This window comes from Paraconexibacter sp., from assembly GCF_059438195.1.
Genome location: NZ_JBLKKY010000008.1, coordinates 85,275 through 101,075 on the forward strand (window position 1 = coordinate 85,275; position 15,801 = coordinate 101,075).

Below are 15,801 nucleotides of genomic sequence, written 5' to 3' on the forward strand. Positions count from 1 at the left end.
GTCATGGCCCTTGGGACGACATGGCGGCGGAGGTAGCATCCGAGCCATGCCTGGGGGCCCTGACGACGCTGGGCTCGCCCGCGCTGCCGCCGACGGCGACGGCGAGGCGTTCGCGCGCCTCTACGACCGCTACGAGCAGCGCATCTTCACGTTCTGCCATCGCCTCCTCGGCAGCGAGCAGGACGCCCAGGACGCGACGCAGGAGGCGTTCCTCAAGGTCCTGCAGCGCCTCCCGAAGCTCGGCGACCGCGAGCTCAACTTCGGCGCCTACCTGTTCACCGCGGCCCGGAACGCGAGCTACGACGTGATCGGCCGCCGCAAGAAGGTCGACCTCGTCGACGAGATGGGGGAGGGGGGCCCGGTCGCCACGGCGGCCCCCGCCTTCGGCGACGGCGCGCCGCTCGACGTCGACCCGGAGCGCTCGGCGATGCTCGGCTCGGTCCAGGAGTCGGTCCGCGCCGCGAACGCGCGCCTCCCCGACCGCCAGCGCGAGGTCCTCGTCCTCCGCGAGCTCGAGGAGATGAGCTACGACGAGATCGCGGACGTCATGGACATGAACCGCAACTCGGTCGCCCAGCTCATCTCGCGTGCGCGGATCAAGCTGCGCGACGAGCTGCGGGGGAGCGCACTCGCCTCGGTCGCGACGCACTCCGACGACTGCGAGCGCGCGCTGCCGCTCATCGCGATGCGCCAGGACGGCCAGCTCTCCGACGACGCGGACCGCGGCTGGCTCGAGTCGCATCTCGGGGACTGCGACACGTGCCGGGTCTCGGTCGAGGCGATGGAGGAGGCCGGCCTCTCCTACCGCGCCTGGACGCCCGTGCTCCCGGCCGCCTTCCTCTTCCGCGAGACGGTCGCCCGCGCCGGCGAGCTCGTCGGCGCGGACTGGAGCGGGATCGAGCGCCCGGGGCACGGGGGAGGAGCCGACGGCGGGCCCGGGTCGGCGTCCTCGCCCGGGTCGTCCGGGACCTTCGCGCCCGCCCCCGTCGCGCCCGGCGCCGGCGCGGCCGGCGCGCAGGACGACGCCGACGGCGCGCAGGACCACGACGGTGGCGCTGTCCTCGTGGGCGCGGGGGCTGCGACACCGGAGGGCGCCGGCCCCGAGGACGCCGGTCGCCGCCGCCGGACGCTCGTCCTCGGGATGCTGGCGGTCCTCCTCCTGCTCGGCGGGGCGGGCTCGGCGATCGTCATCGGGGGCGACGACCCGCCCGAGGACCCCGCGCCCGCTCAACCGCTCGTCAGGGGCGCCGAGTTCGGGGCGCTGCCCGCCCCGGCGGCGGCGACCGCGGCGACGGCCTCGACGACCGCGCGCTCGACGTCCCGCCGTCGCTCGACCTCGTCCGCCGCCCGCCGCGGCGCGGCGCCGACCGTCGCGCCGACGGTGGCGCCGGCCGCGTCTCCCGCTCCGGCCCCGTTCGCGCCGTCGCGGAGCGCGCCGGTGCGCCGGCCGACGAGCACCGCCCGTCCGGACCGAGGGACGACGCGTCCTCCCGCGACGACGCGGCCCCCGACGACGACGCGGCCGCCGACGACGACGAGCGCGCCGACCCCGCCGCCGGCGCCCGTCCCGACGCCGACCCCTCCGCCCGCGCCGGTCCCGCCGCCCCCGGACCCGAGGCCTCCGGCCCCGGACCCGACGCCTCCGCCGACGGAGCCCGCTCCGCCTCCGCGGGAGCCGACGGCGCCCGGCGGCTCGACGACGACGCAGGGCGGGACGACGCAGACCTGCACGACCGTGACGGCGGCGTGTCCGCGCGGGTGAGCGCCGACGACGACGCCCGCCTCCGACCGCTCGGTGCCGCCGCCTCGGCGCGGACGGCGCGGGAGGTCGTCGCCGCTCTCGGGCTGCGCGAGCGCGCGGACGGCGCCGCTCCGGCCGTCGTCGCGGCGATGATCATGTCGGCGGACGGGCGGGCGCAGGTGACCGACCGGTCCGTCGGGCTGGGGAACCCGGCCGACCGCGACCTGCTGCGCGAGCTGCGCACCGGGGCCGACGCGATCCTCGTCGGCTCGCGGACGCTCGCCGCCGAGCGCTACAGGACGCTGCTCGACCCGGGCCAGCGCACCCACCGCGAGGCGCAGGGACGGTCGCCGCATCCCGTCGTCGTCACGGTCTCGCGGAACCTCGACGGCGGCCTGGAGGACGTCCCGCTCCTCGCCGAGGAGGGCGTCCCCGTCGTCGTCTACACGGAGTCGCGCGGCCGGCTCACCGGCCGCGGGGCCGACGTCGAGGTCCGGCGCCTCGAGGACCTCACCCTCGGCGCAGTGCTCGACGACCTCGCCGCGCGCCGGGGCGTGCGGGGCGTCGCCTGCGAAGGGGGACCGGCCCTCCTGCGGGCGCTCGTCGCCGAGCGGCGGCTCGACGAGATCCTGCTCACGCTCGCGCCGAAGCTCGTCGCCGGGGAGGCGATCACCCTCCTCGAGGGCGACATCCTCGGCGACGCCGGCGTCGACCTCGAGCTGCGGGACGTCCACCGCGCCGGGGACCATCTCTTCCTCCGCTACGTACCCGCACCGTCATGACCGATCGTCACGCCGCCCCGCGCCTGCGACTCCGCGACCGCGTGGTCGAGCCCTCCCCGGGCCGGCCTCTCCTCATGGGGATCGTCAACGCCAACCCCGACTCGTTCTCCGACGCGACGCGGACGACGACGCTCGACGCCCAGGTCGAGCGGGCGCTCGCGCTCGTGCGGGACGGCGCGGACATCATCGACGTCGGCGGGGAGTCCGGGGTCACCTACACCGCGGTGACGGACGCCGAGGTCGAGATCGAGCGCGTCCTCCCGCTCGTGGAGCGCCTCGTCGCCGAGGGCATCACGGTCTCCGTCGACACGTGGAAGGCTCCGGTCGCGCGCGCCGTCCTCGACGCCGGGGCGGCGATGCTCAACGACGTGAGCGGCCTCCGGGACGCGTCGTTCGCCGACATGTGCGCCGAGACCGGCGCCGCCCTCGTCCTCATGCACACGCGTGCCGCGCCGAAGGAGGTGCACTTCGCCGACTACGGAGGCGAGGTCGCGGCCGACGTCGCGTCCTTCCTCGCCGATCGCGTCGAGGTCGCGCGCCGACGGGGCGTCCGCGACGAGCAGCTCGTGCTCGACCCCGGCCCCGACTTCGCGAAGACGCCGGCGGAGACGGTCGCCTCCCTGCGTGACATCGGGACGCTGCGCGCGACGGGGCTCCCGCTCCTCCTCGCCGTGTCCCGGAAGTACTTCATCGGCGCGATCACCGGACGCGCCCCCGACGAGCGTCTCGCCGGCACGCTCGCCGCCGTCGGCTGGAGCGCCGACGCGGGGGCCGCGATCGTCCGCGTCCACGACGTCGCGGCGGCGCGGGACTTCCTCGCGGTGAAGCGGGTGCTCGACGGCGACGACGAGGTCCCGGACGTCGACCGCGACGACGACCGGCTCAAGTGGATCAGGGCCTGACGGCGAGTCCCGGCCGGGCTCCCGGGTACCCTCGGGACATGCGCCTTTTCATCGACACCGGATCCGTCGCCGAGGTGGAGGAGATCGCCTCCTGGGGCGTCCTCTCCGGAGCGACGACGAACCCGAGCCTCCTCGCGAAGGAGGACGGGGATCCCGCCGACATCATCCGCCGGATCTGCGAGCTCGTCGCGGGGCCGGTGAGCGCCGAGGTCGTCGCGAAGGACCCGCGCGGGATGGTCGCCGAGGGGCGCGCGCTGCGCACGCTCCACGAGCAGATCACGGTGAAGGTCCCGTTCTCCGCGGCCGGGCTGGAGGCGACGAAGGAGCTCTCCTCCGACGGGCACCCCGTGAACATGACGCTCGTCTTCTCGCCGACGCAGGCCCTTCTCGCGGCGGAGGCCGGCGCGTCGTTCATCTCCTGCTTCATGGGCCGGCTCGACGACATCTCCGTCGACTCGGGCCAGGTCGTCTCGGAGATCATCGACGTCATGCGGCCCTCCGAGGCCCACGCAGAGGTCCTCGCGGCGTCCATCCGCCATCCCCAGCACGTCACGGTCGCCGCGGCGCTCGGGTGCGAGGTCGCGACGGTGCCGGGCAAGGTCCTGCGCCAGATGCTCGACCATCCGCTCACCGTCGCCGGCATCGAGAAGTTCGACGCCGACTGGCGCTCGCGCCCGGAGTTCGGCGAGTGGCTGCACGGGCTCGTGGAGGGCCAGGCCGTCGGCGCGTGAGGAGGGCCAGGGCCCGTCACCGCGGGCCGGTCCTCTAGTCTCCGGCGTGCACGCGTCGCCGCCGCGCTGACCAACGCGCGGCGGGCGCCGACCGACGACCGAACGAGGAGGAGACTCCAATGCCCGTGCTCACCCGTGACGCCCTCGAGGCGTCGCCTCTCGCCGATCTCCACGCGATCGCGGGCGAGATCGGCCTCGACGGCTTCCGCCGTCTCCGCAAGGCCGATCTCGTCGACGCGATCCTCGAGGCGCGCGGCGAGGGCGACGGCGGCGGCGACGAGGACGAGAAGCCGGCCCGCCGGTCGCGCGGCGGCCGCGGAGGCCGCGGCCGCCGCGGCGCGGCGTCCGACGAGTCCTCCGACGAGGACGAGGCCGAGGAGGAGAAGCCCAAGCGCGGCCGCCGCAAGCCCGCCGCCAAGGCCAAGGAGGAGGACGGCGCGACCGACGAGGACGCCGGCGAGGACTCCGACGAGGAGGACGGCGGCCGCGGCCGCTCCCGTCGCGGGAGCCGCGGGGGCCGTGGCCGCGGCGGCGAGAAGGCCGAGGAGGAGGAGGTCGTCAAGGGGACGGTCGAGATCCTCGGCAACGGCTCCGGCTTCCTGCGCCTCGATCCGCCCGAGCCCTCCGACGACGACGTCTACATCTCGGCGGCGCAGGTGCGCCGCTGCGAGCTCGTCGACGGTGACGACGTCTCCGGTCCGCGGCGCTCGCCGCGGCGCTCCGAGCGCTACCCGTCGCTCGTCCGCATCGACACGATCAACGGGCGCCCCGCCGACGAGGTCGCCGAGGGCACGCCCTTCGACGAGCTGCCGTGCGCCTTCCCGAGCGAGCGCCTCACGCTCGGCGGCGAGGACGCGACGCTGAAGGCGATCGAGTGGCTCACGCCGATCGGGCGCGGCTCGCGCGTCGTCATCACCGGCGCCGCCCACTCCGGGAAGTCCGAGTCGCTCCGCCGCCTCGCCGCGGCGCTCAACGCCCAGGAGGACCTCGAGGTGTCGCTCGTCCTCGCGGGCGTGCGCCCCGAGGAGCTCGCCTCCGGCGGCGAGGAGCTGCCGGAGCCGGTCGCGAAGCTCGCGTTCTCGGCGAGCGCCGAGCAGCGCGGCCAGGCGATCGAGCGCGCGGTCGACACCGCGCGGCGGATCGCGGCGCGCGGCGGCCACGCCGTCGTCCTCGTCGACACGCTCGACGGCATCGACGAGCAGACGGCGCGTCGCTTCATGGCGTCGGCGCGCTCCATCGTCGACGGCGGCTCGCTCACGATCGTCGCGACCGCCAGCGAGCCGATCGGCGGCGAGACGACCGTCATCGCGCTCGACCAGACGCTCACGAGCACCGGGCGCTTCCCGGCGCTCGACCTCGTCGCGAGCGGCACGCTGAAGCCCGAGCTCCTCGTCGGGGAGGCGGGCGCCGAGGCGATCGCCTCGGCTCGCGCGTCCGCGCTCGGCTGAGCCTCACGTCGCGGTCTCGTCGCGCAGCCGCGCGGCGAGGCCGTCGACGTCGTCGACCGTGACGGTGAGCTCCGGGTGCCGGAGGCGCCCGGTCGGATCGACGCCCTTCACCTTCTCGTGGAAGGTGATGAGGACGCCGCGCTCGCCGTTCGTCGCGAACGTGAGACCGAGATCGGTGATCCCGAGCCGCGGAGGTCCGGCCGTCTTGAGGAACCGGAACGGGCCGGTGACCTCGACGTCGGCGACGTTCGACAGCGGCGTCCTCACGCGCCAGCGGCCGAAGCGCGCGTCGAGCATCCCGTCGCCGACGAGCACCACCGCCTCGTCCGGCTTCACGCCGAACGGCTTGGAGGCCTTGCGGTAGCGGGGGTGGACGGCGAAGGGGAAGCGGGCGACGGTCACGACGGGGGACTACCCGTGGAGGTGGTTCGCGGCACCTCTCGCCTTCGTGGTGCGGGCGGGGCCTCGACGAGCGCTCGTGTCGGATCGGGCGCTCGGACATGCCCCTTCGCTCTCGCCTCCGCCTCCGGCTCGGACGCCGCTCAGGGTCACGTCCGATCCCCCGCCCGGTCGGCGTGCGCGGCTGACGCTCCACGTCCGACCTCCGGGCCGTGAGGCGGGCGGCGGACCGGCGCGGGCGCCGATCAGCGTGGGAGGCGACGTCCTCCGGAGCGGCGTCGCAACACGGCCGGAGGCCGGATTGCGGAGCGCAGGAGGATGTCGACTCCCACGCGTACCGGAGCGAGAGCTACTGCGCCACGTACGCCACCCGGCCCCAGGAGGGCTCGGGGGCGAGCTCGACGGGTTCGCCGTCGCGCTCGGGCTGCACGTAGAGGAAGGCGTTGGCCGCAGGGTCGAAGCTCACGTCGAGCTCGCCCTCCTTCACGCGCTGGTCGAGCCAGGCGCTGCGGAAGACGAGCCGGCGCAGCCAGTGGACGAGCGAGCGGTCCGACGGGCCGACGAGCTCCGGCCAGCAGTCGTTGACGTGCTCGCCGAGACCGGACGCGGGGTCCTGGATCTCGCCGTTGACGGCGAGGTTGACGAGATCTTCGAGCTCGGCCTCGTCGAGGCGGCCCGAGACGAACGAGAGCTTGTGCGCCGCCTGCTCGCAGCGCTCCGAGAAGTCTCGTTCGTTGAACGTGAACCGCAGCTCCCCGTACTCGAGGACGAAGTCCTCGCCGGAGTCGTAGTTGCCGCGGCGTGTGGAGGGCTGATGATCCATGAGAGCAAATGGCGAGCGGGGGCATCGGGCCCCCGCGGCGTCGGCATCGTATGGGAGAACCCTCCCCCCTCGGACGGAATGCAAGGCCTCTTGCAGATCGGCGAGGGATAGGGTCGGATCATGCCCTTCGACCTCACCGGGAAGACCGTCGCGATCACGGGGGCGAGCTCCGGGATCGGCGAGGCGACCGCGCTCGCCTGCGCGAACGCGGGCGCCTCCGTCGCGCTCGCCGCGCGCCGCGCCGACCGCATCGAGGCCCTCGCACGCCGCATCTCCGACGACGGCGGCCGGGCCATCGCCCTGCCGACCGACGTCGCGCACGAGCGCGAGGCGCGGGCGTTCGTCGAGCACGCCTACGAGCAGCTCGGGGGGCTCGACGCGCTCGTCAACAACGCCGGCGTGATGCTCCTCGGCCCGCTCATGGGCGCCGACACGAACGCGTGGCGGCGCATGGTCGACGTCAACGTCTACGGCACCCTCTACTGCACCCACGCGGCGCTGCCGGTGATGGCCGACAGCGGAGGCGGGCACATCGTCAACGTGAGCTCGACCGCCGGCCGGCGCGCGAACGCGGGGATGGCGGTCTACAACCTCACGAAGTTCGGCATCACGGGGTTCAGCGAGGCGCTGCGCCAGGAGGCGCTCCACGCCGGCATCCGCGTGACGTGCGTCGAGCCGGGGTTCACGGACACCGAGCTGCAGGGGCACAACGACGACGACCCGGCGGTCGCGCCGGTCGTCGCTCGGCTCCGCGAGGAGATCGGCGAGGTCCTGCGGGCCGAGGACATCGCCGAGGCGATCGTCTACGCGCTCGCCCAGCCCGCGCACGTCAACGTCAACGAGATCCTCGTGCGGCCGACGGGCCAGCGGACCTAGGTCGCCCGGAGACCCCGGGGGCGGCCTGCGGTCGCCCCCGGCGGCGTGCGCGGTCGAGTACGGATGGGTGCGGCGAGCCCCGGCCGTAGCGTCGTCGCCATGTCCGATCACGCCCACGCGGCGACCCGCGGGCCGGCGACCCCCTCCGCGGTCACCTCCCCGCTCATCCGGCTCGACGGCGTCGAGAAGGTCTACCGCTCCGGCCGCCTCGAGTTCCGCGCGCTGCGCGGCGTCGACCTCGTCATCGGCGAGGGGGAGATGGTCGCGATCGTCGGCCCGTCGGCCTCGGGCAAGTCGACGATCATGAACATGATCACGGGCATCGACCGGCCGAGCGCCGGGGCGGTCCACGTCGGCGGCCGGCGCATCGACGAGATGAGCGAGGAGGACCTCGCCTCCTGGCGCGGCGAGCACGTCGGCGTCGTCTTCCAGTTCTTCCAGCTCCTCCCGACGCTCACCGCGCTCGAGAACGCGATGCTCCCCCTCGACTTCGCGCGCCGCGGCACCCCGCGCGAGCGCGGCGACATCGCCCGCCGCAACCTCGGGCTCGTCGGCCTCGCCGAGAAGGGCGAGCACCTGCCGTCCGAGCTCTCCGGCGGCGAGCAGCAGCGGGTCGCGATCGCCCGCGCGCTCGCCAACGATCCCGAGCTCCTCATCGGCGACGAGCCGACAGGCAACCTCGACACCCGGACCGCGGGCGACATGTTCGAGCTGCTGCGCTCGCTCAACGCGGACGGCAAGACGGTCGTCTACGTCACGCACGACCCGGAGCTCGCCGCGCGCGCCGACCGCATCGTCACCATCCGCGACGGTCTCGTCGTCTCGCCGGAGGCGCCGTGACCTCCGCGGTCCTCCGGAAGTCGATCACGGACCTCACCCGGCGGCGGGCCCGCGCCGCCTTCACGGTCCTCACGCTCGCCCTCGCCGTCGCGAGCGTCGGCATCTTCGCCGTCCCCGGGCTCATGGAGCGGGCGATGGACGGCGAGGTCGAGGCGAACCGGCTCCCGGACGTCACCGTCTCGATGCCCCCGCTGCGTCTCGACGACGCCGACCTCGCGGCGCTCCGCGCGCTGCCGAACGTGGCGGAGGTCGAGCCGCGTGACGTCTTCCCGACGCGGATCCTCGTCGGCGAGCGACGCGACGAGGCGCTCCTCGTCGGCGTGCCGGACCTGTCGCGTCAGCAGGTCGACGTCGTCGCCCTCGACTCGGGGTCGGCCCCCGGTCGCGGGGAGGTCCTCACCGACCGCAACAACGGGGACGGCAACCGGTTCGACGCCGGGGCGGGCGGGGTCGCCCGCCTCCTGGGCGGCGACGGCTCGCTGCGCGAGCTCCCGGTGACCGGGGTCGGCCGCAACCTCACGGGCGCCGACCGCGTCGCCGGCGGCGCGGTCGTGCTCTACGCCTCGGCGGAGACCGTCGCCCGGCTGCGCGGGGAGCCCGGCGTCACCCGCCTCGCGTTCCGCCTCGAGGACCCGAGCCGGCCGGCTGCGCGGGAGACCGTCGGCGCGATCCGCGACCAGCTCCGGGCGACGACCGCGTTCACGGCGTTCGACGACCTCCCGGTCGTCCGCGAACCCGGCTCCTATCCCGGCAAGGACGACTTCGAGCAGATCGCGAGCCTCCTCTCGATCTTCACGGTCCTCGCGCTCCTCTCGGCGCTCGTGCTGCTGTCGAGCACGATGACGACGCTCGTCGCCGAGCAGACGGGCGAGATCGCCGCGATGAAGGCGATCGGGGCCCGGCGTCGCGACATCCGACGTGTCTATCTCCGCACGTCGCTCCTCTTCGGCGCGATCGGCGCGCTCGTCGGCGCCGCACTCGGCGTCGTGCTCGCGAACCTCCTCGTCGGCGCCTTCGCCTCGATGTTCTTCGGCATCGACGCCGGGTTCGCCGTCTCGCTGCCCGTGCTCGCCGCATGCCTCCTCGTCGGCCTCGCGGGGCCGCCGCTCGCGGCTGCGCCGGCCGTCCGGCGCGCATCGCGGCTCCCCGTCCGCGAGGCGCTCGAGGCCTCCGGCGCGCCCCTCGGCGCCCCGGGCCGACTCGACGTGGTCCTGCGCCGCGTCCGGCGGCTGCCGCGCAACGCGCAGATCGGCGTGCGCGGGCTCGCCCGCCGCCGGCGCCGCAGCCTCGCGACCGTCGGCCAGATCGCGATCGCGGTCGGCATCCTCGTCGGCCTCCTCTCGCTCGGCACCGCGGTCGGTGACACGACGCGCGCCTGGTTCGCCGACAACCGCTACGACGTCTGGATCCAGTCGCCCGGCAACGCCGCGCTCCCCGACGACGCGAGCGCGACGGTGCGCAGCGTCGACGGCGTGGCCTCCGTCCAGGAGTGGCTGCGCAACGACATCCGCGTCGACGGACGGGATGCGCAGGCGTGGGGGCTGCCGGCCCGCCCGCTCATCCGGACCCGCATCAGCGACGGTCGCTGGTACACGCCCGAGGAGGAGGCCGCCGGCGCGCCGGTCGCGGTGCTCGGCCCGACGCTCGCCCAGCGGATCGGCGCGGGAATCGGCGACGAGCTGCGCCTCGAGACCGCCGGCGGGCCGCTCGCCGTCGAGATCGTCGGGGTCTCCGACAACCAGGCGTCGCGCTCGGCGGAGGCCGGTCACAACGGCAGCGTCGCGTTCCTCCCGCTCACGACGCTGCGCGCGGCGATCGACGCCCCCGGGGCGGTGAACGGCCTCTGGGTGAGCACCGAGTCGCGCGACCACACCGCGATCGACCGGGCGACGACCGCGATCGAGGACGCGCTCGCGGCGCGCGGCGAGCAGGTCGCGACGATCGTCAACCACGAGCTCCAGGAGAGCCAGGAGGAGGCGAACACGAGCCTCACCACGATCATCACGTTCCTCGGGCTCCTCATCGTCGCGATCAGCATGGTCGGGCTCGCAGGAGCGGTGACGATGTCGGTGCTCGAGCGCACGCGGGAGATCGGGATGCTGAGGAGCATCGGCGCGCACGCCCGTGACGTGCGGGTGATCTTCGCGACGGAGGGCCTCGTCATCGCGCTCGCGGGGTGGCTCGCCGGGATCCCGGTCGGCTGGGTCATCGCCCGCGGCCTCGGCTGGGCGGCCGGGGAGGCCGTGGGGGCCGACTTCGTCTTCGTCTTCCCGGTGCAGCACGTCCTCGTCGCGCTCGCGGGCACGCTCGTCGTCGCGGTGCTCGTCATGCTCGCGCCGTTGCGGCGCGCGGTCGGCCTGCGGCCCGGGGACGCGCTCCGGCACGCCTAGCGACGCCGCCGAACGTGACGCGCGTGCGCAGAGCCGCGCAGAAGGGGGGAGAACCTCGCACGCCGCGCCCTCATGGGGGGCGTGATGACCGACATCTCCCTCCACACCACGCGCCCCGCGCCGGCGGACGTCCCGGGGCCGACCGTCCTCGTCGTCGAGGACGACGACGCGACGAGGACCTTCCTCGCCGACAACCTCGCCTCGGACGGCTACGAGCCGCTCGTCGCCGCGAGCGCCCGCGACGCCCTCCGGCTCGCGGCCCAGCACGCCCCCGACGTCGTCGTCCTCGACGTCGGGCTCCCCGATGCGACGGGCCTACGCGTCCTCGATCGCATCCGCGGCGCCGAGGGCGGCGCGTCGCTCCTCGATCCGGCCGTCCCCGTCATCGTCGTCTCGGGGCGCGGCGCGGAGGTCGACCGCGTCCGCGGGCTCGACCGCGGTGCCGACGACTACGTGTGCAAGCCGTCGTTGTAGGTCACCGGGAGCGGCAGCCGCTTGAACACCGAGCGGCCGTCCTCACCGACGAGGTAGACGGGCTGGCCGTCCTTGACGATGGCCTGTAGCGCGTCCTCGCGGGGCGTGGGGAGGACAACGACGCGATCCGAGGGCCACAGTCCCTCAGTCAGCGGGTCGTCGGTCGGCGGGAGCTCGCGGAAGCCCAACGCCTCCTCCATCGCGGCCTCCTCGGTCCAGAACTGGCGCTCTGCGTCCGCGAGGCTTCGCCCCGTCGCGGCCTCTAGTTCCTCCCCGCGCCGTTGAAGGGCCGCGCGGGCCGCTGGGTCGCCCACGATGGCCTCCTCGGGCAGGTCCGACACCTCGCCTACCATGAACTCCGAGAACAGGGACTCGACCGCCGCGCGCACCGCGTCCGTCTCGCCCGCCGACATGGCGGAGCGGATGAGGGTGAGGGCGTTCGCGACGGCCGGGACGATGACCTCTGCGGAGTCGCCCTCAGCGGCCTGCGCCTCCAACCGCTCAACGCGCGCACAAGCGGCCTTGCGCTCCGTCTCCAAGTCAGCGCGGAACTCCTGCCAGTCGTCGGCCGTGATCTTGCCGTCCATGTAGTCATGGCGAACGCGCTGGAACGCGGCGTCCGCTTTTCCTGCCTCGCGCCGCGCGGACTCCAACTCGACCTCTGCCGCCTCGCGGCGGCTCGCGCCGGCCTTCTGGACAAGACGCAGCGACTCGTCTACGTCGATCCCAACGTCTGCGAGGTAGGACGTGATCGCGTTGTCCACGTCTGCCATGTCCACGCGGAAGCCCTCGCACAAGCCCGCCTTGCGCCCGGAACACTCGTAGCGCCCGGAGATCGTGCCGTCCTTCTTCGGGTCGAGCGACACGGGCGTCATCGCATGGCCGCACACGGCGTGACGGAGCATCCGGCCAGGGAGGAGGTGTCCGGCCTTCGGGCGCGGCCCTCCGTTGTGACCCTTCGTCGCGGCGGCGGCCTCGCGCGCGCGGTCGGCCGTCTCCCAGAGGTCGGCCGAGACGATGGCCTCGTGGGCGGCGGGCACCCACTCGCCGTTGTCGTCCTTGATCTCTCCGAGGTACGTGCGGCGGCGCAGGATCGCGGAGAGCGACCCCTGCAACCACTCCTTCCCACGCAGCGGCTTGAAGCCCTCGCGGTTGAGGATGCGGGCAGTCTCGGCCTGCGACTTCCCGGACGCGATGAGGCGGAAGATGCGCTCCACCGTGGCGGCCTGTCCAGGATTCGGCTTCAAGCCTCGCTCAGGGTCGCGGTCGTAGCCGAAGATCGCACCGCCCGTATGCATGCGCTTAGCGCGGCGGCGGCTCATGCCCCTGCGGACGTTGGCGGCCTTGATCTTGGACTCCTCGTAGGCCATCTGGCCCATGACGGCCGCAAGGATCGGGTTCGAGAACGTCGAGTCGTCCTGTACGGAGTGAAGCTCGACGTTCGCCCGGTTGGCCCAGAACAGGTACTCGACCAAGTGCCGCGAGGCGTCCGGCGAGTCCGCGCCGCCGCGTGCGATCCGGTTGGAGTGCCAAGCGATGAGGCCCGCGCGGCCGTGCCGCTTGGCGAGGTCCGCTGCGCGGTCCATCGCGGCCTGAAGCCCCGGACCACGGTTGCCGCTGTAGGCGGAGGCAGCCTCGTCGGACTCCGGGCGGCCGTCCACAGTCCAGCCCTGGGCCGACGCGAACTCCTCGCATGCCTTGATCTGGTCCGGGATCGACCCCATGCGGTCGGTCGTGGACTTCGCGGCGTAGATAACGACACGAAGCGCGCCGCTCACGGCTGCGACCTCGCGTCTGGGTCGGCGTACTTCCGCTGGGCGTTCTGCCGCGCCATGCCGACGGCCGCGCCGACCTCTGCCCACGACGCGCCAGCCTCCCGGGCCGCGCGCACGCACGCGGCCTCGTACTGCTCGACCGCGCCGCGGAACAGCCGGAGCATGTCGAGCATGGACAGCGGATCCGCCTCGCGGCCATGGCCGCGCAGGGCATCAAGGTACGGGTCCAGCGCGGTCGGCGCGGGGGCTTTCGCGGTAAAGTTCATCGGCACGGCGTCATCACGGTGATGACGGTAGCGTGTCATCCCAGTGATGACAAGGGTTGTTGCCGGCAACAACCCTCGATGGCCCCTCCACAGCGCGCGCAGACGGCTGTGACGAGGTTCTAGGGCTACTCAGGCGGCTTCGCCGCGCCTGGAAGGATCGCGCCCCCAGCGTCCCTCTCGATCCATCCTTGCTTCTCCCCGGCGGCTAGGACGCCACGCATGGACGACGACTCGGGATCGAGTCCGACGACCCGTGCGCTGTCAGCGCGGCGGACGGTGGTTCCGACGCGGTGGAGCCAGCGGGCCAGGTGCTCCGCCCTCTCGGCAGCCGGGACGGTCTTGCGGTCGCCAGCGTCGAACACGTCGGCGGGGTCGATGTGTCGTCGGGGTGGCCTTGCGCTCCGCGACGGTGCCCCGCCGATGCGCGCAGGGCGTGCCGGCGCATGGCGGTCTGCGATGGCGCGGATGACGGCGCGGTGCTCGTCGCACAGTCCTGGTCGGGGAAGCAGGCGACTGCACCCATCGCCCCAACCGCAGCGCCTCATGTTCGGTACACGGCCCGCGTCGTGCCGGTGATGTCGCCCCGGCCGTCGCGGCTGACGGTGTGCTCCTCGATGGCGTCCGGCTTCACGACGACCGGACGCGCGGTGTAGTTGACCTCGGGGGCGAGGCTGCCGCCCAGCGGCACGGTCACGTCGACCGGGTATGCGCGCCCACCGACGTTCAGCGTGAGGCCGATGGTGGCCTCTACCTCGTCGTACCCGCGCCAGAGGCGGCGCGGCGCGTCGATGTCGACGGCCTGCTCGTGAACGCGCAGGACGCGCCCGGATGCGGTCGTGAGCGGCACCCGGACGTTGATGCGATGGTGGCTCACGAGCGGATGTCCTCGATGCGGCAGGATAGAACGGCGGCGAGCCTGCGCCACGTCGCGAGACTCACGCGCTCGTCCCCCCGCTCAGCACGGCTGATGGCGTCGCGCGAGACGCCGGCGAGCATCCCCAGCGTCCGCTGCGAGGCGTTCATCTCGAGCCGCTTGCGTCGCAGGGGCGACGGATCGTCGGCAAGCTGCCGGTCGCGCTCCTGCTTCGTCCGGGCGACCGCGACGCGCAGGCGATGGGCCTCCGACCCGGCGGCTGCCCTGCGCGGCTGCGCGGGCGGCTGAGCGGCCTCCAGACGCCGCTGGAGGTCATCGAGCATCGTCATCGCCCCGCAGCACCGTCACGTCGTCGGAGTCGTGCCACTCGCCCCCGCGACGCTGCCGCGCCAGCAACGCCGCAAGTTCGCGCGCGACCTCCGCCGGAAGCTCAAGAAGCCCGCAGTCCCAGGCGGCGAGGGTCGCCGGGTCAGACGCCACGTCACGGGCGAGGTCGGCGGCGCGGTTCACCGGTGCCCCAGCCGCTTGGCGTCGGCGGCGCTGACCCGCACAAACTCGTCCTCCGGGCTCGGGCGGTCGTCGGTCGCGCCCCTCGCGAGGGCGGTCGCGGCCGCCCGGTTCGACGCTTCAAGCGCCCGCCACCCGTCCGCAGGGTCGGGCTGCGTCGGGGCGTCCGGCTCGTCCACGTCGAATCGGGACGCGAGGGACGCCACGGACTGCGGGCTGCCGAACTCCACACGGACGACGACCCAGCAGCCGCCATCCTGCCCGACAACGGTGTACTCCTCGCCCGTCTCGCGCTCGATGATGCGTGCGCCGATCATGCCCGCGCCTCAAGTTCGCGAAGCCGCGCGCTCAGCCGCTCGGCCGGGTTGTCGTCCGTGCCCTCCCGCCGATACGCCGCCCCGAACGATTCCGGCGACGCGGTGACGACGGGCTCGCCCGTGAACTCGACGGTGCGCAGACACAACTCAAAGCCCCCGTGATCCGCGCCGTTGTCATGGACGCCCACGACCTCGACGCGGTCCCAAGCGTCGCCCAGCGGCTCCTTACGCTGCCACCGGCTCCCCAGGAGGGTCGGCCGACCCTCGTCGGGGTCGATGACGAGCGGATGCGGCGTCCGCCATGCCATCACGACCGCCCGCCAGAGAAGTCGGTCCCGCGCTCGACGCCCGCGAGGCGGGTGTCCAGATCGGCGCGGGCGTTCTCGCGCTGCCGCGACGCCAGGGTCGCGAGGGCTGCGATGCCCTCGCGGCGCGCGCGACCCTCTGCGACGTGGGCGTCTTCAGGGAGCGTCCCCGGCGGATCGACGGCCGGTCCCCACCCGCCGCGGGCGTTCGGCGGCGGGGTCTGCTCGGGCGGGTGAAGGTCGGTGATTCGGCGGCTGGTCAAGCCGCGAACTCGGTCGGTGAAGGACATACACACGGTGGATTCAACTGGTCGTCGCAACACTCGACGTGAGGAGTGGCGATGGGCAGGC

The 15,801-nt window shown here is 73.9% G+C and carries 19 protein-coding genes; 9 read left to right on the forward strand and 10 right to left on the reverse strand.

The genetic code is table 11. The features are described from left to right. Positions 1 to 46: 46 nt before the first annotated feature. The 5 genes from ACME2J_RS04830 (at position 47) to ACME2J_RS04850 (ending at position 5,604) form a co-directional block, all read left to right on the forward strand. A complete protein-coding gene (locus ACME2J_RS04830) occupies positions 47 to 1,762 on the forward strand; it encodes an RNA polymerase sigma factor (protein ID WP_495543742.1) in 1,716 nt (571 codons plus the stop codon). Continuing rightward, on the forward strand, positions 1,747 to 2,523 hold the full coding sequence (locus tag ACME2J_RS04835) for a RibD family protein (RefSeq protein ID WP_495543743.1): 777 nt from the start codon (positions 1,747 to 1,749) through the stop codon (positions 2,521 to 2,523). The genes ACME2J_RS04830 and ACME2J_RS04835 overlap by 16 nt, the downstream gene beginning before the upstream one ends. Further along, positions 2,520 to 3,425 (forward strand): dihydropteroate synthase, encoded by a 906-nt coding sequence (gene folP / locus ACME2J_RS04840; protein ID WP_495543744.1) that lies wholly within the window; start codon positions 2,520 to 2,522, stop codon positions 3,423 to 3,425. The genes ACME2J_RS04835 and folP overlap by 4 nt, the downstream gene beginning before the upstream one ends. 38 nt (positions 3,426 to 3,463) lie before the next feature. Further along, the gene (locus tag ACME2J_RS04845; RefSeq protein WP_495543745.1) at positions 3,464 to 4,156 is read left to right on the forward strand and encodes a transaldolase family protein; all 693 of its coding nucleotides are present in this window, start codon (positions 3,464 to 3,466) and stop codon (positions 4,154 to 4,156) included. Between the two features lie 119 nt (positions 4,157 to 4,275). Beyond that, positions 4,276 to 5,604 carry a Rho termination factor N-terminal domain-containing protein gene (locus ACME2J_RS04850; protein ID WP_495543746.1) on the forward strand — a complete coding sequence of 443 codons (1,329 nt, stop codon included), beginning with the start codon at positions 4,276 to 4,278 and terminating at the stop codon, positions 5,602 to 5,604. 3 nt (positions 5,605 to 5,607) lie between these two features. Here the strand turns inward: ACME2J_RS04850 and ACME2J_RS04855 are convergent, their stop codons facing one another. Both ACME2J_RS04855 and ACME2J_RS04860 read right to left on the reverse strand, forming a co-directional pair. Then, complete coding sequence (locus ACME2J_RS04855) at positions 5,608 to 6,006, reverse strand: hypothetical protein (RefSeq protein ID WP_495543747.1); 399 nt, start codon at positions 6,004 to 6,006, stop codon at positions 5,608 to 5,610. A 346-nt stretch (positions 6,007 to 6,352) separates the two neighbouring features. Continuing rightward, positions 6,353 to 6,826, reverse strand: a complete 474-nt coding sequence (locus ACME2J_RS04860; protein ID WP_495543748.1) for a hypothetical protein — start codon at positions 6,824 to 6,826, stop codon at positions 6,353 to 6,355. Positions 6,827 to 6,946: 120 nt separating this feature from the next. On the opposite strand from ACME2J_RS04860, the gene ACME2J_RS04865 reads away from it, so the two are divergent. From ACME2J_RS04865 to ACME2J_RS04880, 4 genes are all read left to right on the forward strand, one after another. Continuing rightward, positions 6,947 to 7,702 (forward strand): SDR family oxidoreductase, encoded by a 756-nt coding sequence (locus tag ACME2J_RS04865; protein ID WP_495543749.1) that lies wholly within the window; start codon positions 6,947 to 6,949, stop codon positions 7,700 to 7,702. A gap of 99 nt (positions 7,703 to 7,801) precedes the next feature. Next, positions 7,802 to 8,542: an ABC transporter ATP-binding protein gene (locus ACME2J_RS04870; RefSeq protein WP_495543750.1), complete on the forward strand. Its 741-nt coding sequence runs from the start codon at positions 7,802 to 7,804 to the stop codon at positions 8,540 to 8,542. After that, on the forward strand, positions 8,539 to 10,932 hold the full coding sequence (locus ACME2J_RS04875) for an ABC transporter permease (protein ID WP_495543751.1): 2,394 nt from the start codon (positions 8,539 to 8,541) through the stop codon (positions 10,930 to 10,932). Before ACME2J_RS04870 ends, ACME2J_RS04875 begins: the two co-directional genes overlap by 4 nt. A gap of 84 nt (positions 10,933 to 11,016) precedes the next feature. Beyond that, positions 11,017 to 11,406: a response regulator transcription factor gene (locus ACME2J_RS04880; RefSeq protein ID WP_495543752.1), complete on the forward strand. Its 390-nt coding sequence runs from the start codon at positions 11,017 to 11,019 to the stop codon at positions 11,404 to 11,406. Here the strand turns inward: ACME2J_RS04880 and ACME2J_RS04885 are convergent. The 8 genes from ACME2J_RS04885 to ACME2J_RS04920 form a co-directional block, all read right to left on the reverse strand. Continuing rightward, positions 11,382 to 13,184 carry a recombinase family protein gene (locus tag ACME2J_RS04885; RefSeq protein WP_495543753.1) on the reverse strand — a complete coding sequence of 601 codons (1,803 nt, stop codon included), beginning with the start codon at positions 13,182 to 13,184 and terminating at the stop codon, positions 11,382 to 11,384. The two genes, ACME2J_RS04880 and ACME2J_RS04885, sit on opposite strands and share 25 nt — an antisense overlap. Then, the gene (locus ACME2J_RS04890) at positions 13,181 to 13,486 is read right to left on the reverse strand and encodes a hypothetical protein (RefSeq protein WP_495543754.1); all 306 of its coding nucleotides are present in this window, start codon (positions 13,484 to 13,486) and stop codon (positions 13,181 to 13,183) included. Before ACME2J_RS04890 ends, ACME2J_RS04885 begins: the two co-directional genes overlap by 4 nt. Positions 13,487 to 13,988: 502 nt before the next feature. Continuing rightward, positions 13,989 to 14,294 (reverse strand): hypothetical protein, encoded by a 306-nt coding sequence (locus ACME2J_RS04895; RefSeq protein WP_495543755.1) that lies wholly within the window; start codon positions 14,292 to 14,294, stop codon positions 13,989 to 13,991. Positions 14,295 to 14,317: 23 nt separating this feature from the next. Continuing rightward, positions 14,318 to 14,650 (reverse strand): helix-turn-helix transcriptional regulator, encoded by a 333-nt coding sequence (locus ACME2J_RS04900; protein WP_495543756.1) that lies wholly within the window; start codon positions 14,648 to 14,650, stop codon positions 14,318 to 14,320. Next, on the reverse strand, positions 14,634 to 14,831 hold the full coding sequence (locus ACME2J_RS04905; RefSeq protein WP_495543757.1) for a hypothetical protein: 198 nt from the start codon (positions 14,829 to 14,831) through the stop codon (positions 14,634 to 14,636). The genes ACME2J_RS04900 and ACME2J_RS04905 overlap by 17 nt, the downstream gene beginning before the upstream one ends. After that, the gene (locus ACME2J_RS04910) at positions 14,828 to 15,145 is read right to left on the reverse strand and encodes a hypothetical protein (protein ID WP_495543758.1); all 318 of its coding nucleotides are present in this window, start codon (positions 15,143 to 15,145) and stop codon (positions 14,828 to 14,830) included. The genes ACME2J_RS04905 and ACME2J_RS04910 overlap by 4 nt, the downstream gene beginning before the upstream one ends. Further along, positions 15,142 to 15,453 (reverse strand): hypothetical protein, encoded by a 312-nt coding sequence (locus ACME2J_RS04915; RefSeq protein WP_495543759.1) that lies wholly within the window; start codon positions 15,451 to 15,453, stop codon positions 15,142 to 15,144. Before ACME2J_RS04915 ends, ACME2J_RS04910 begins: the two co-directional genes overlap by 4 nt. Beyond that, on the reverse strand, positions 15,453 to 15,713 hold the full coding sequence (locus ACME2J_RS04920) for a hypothetical protein (protein WP_495543760.1): 261 nt from the start codon (positions 15,711 to 15,713) through the stop codon (positions 15,453 to 15,455). The genes ACME2J_RS04915 and ACME2J_RS04920 overlap by 1 nt, the downstream gene beginning before the upstream one ends. Positions 15,714 to 15,801 lie beyond the last annotated feature (88 nt).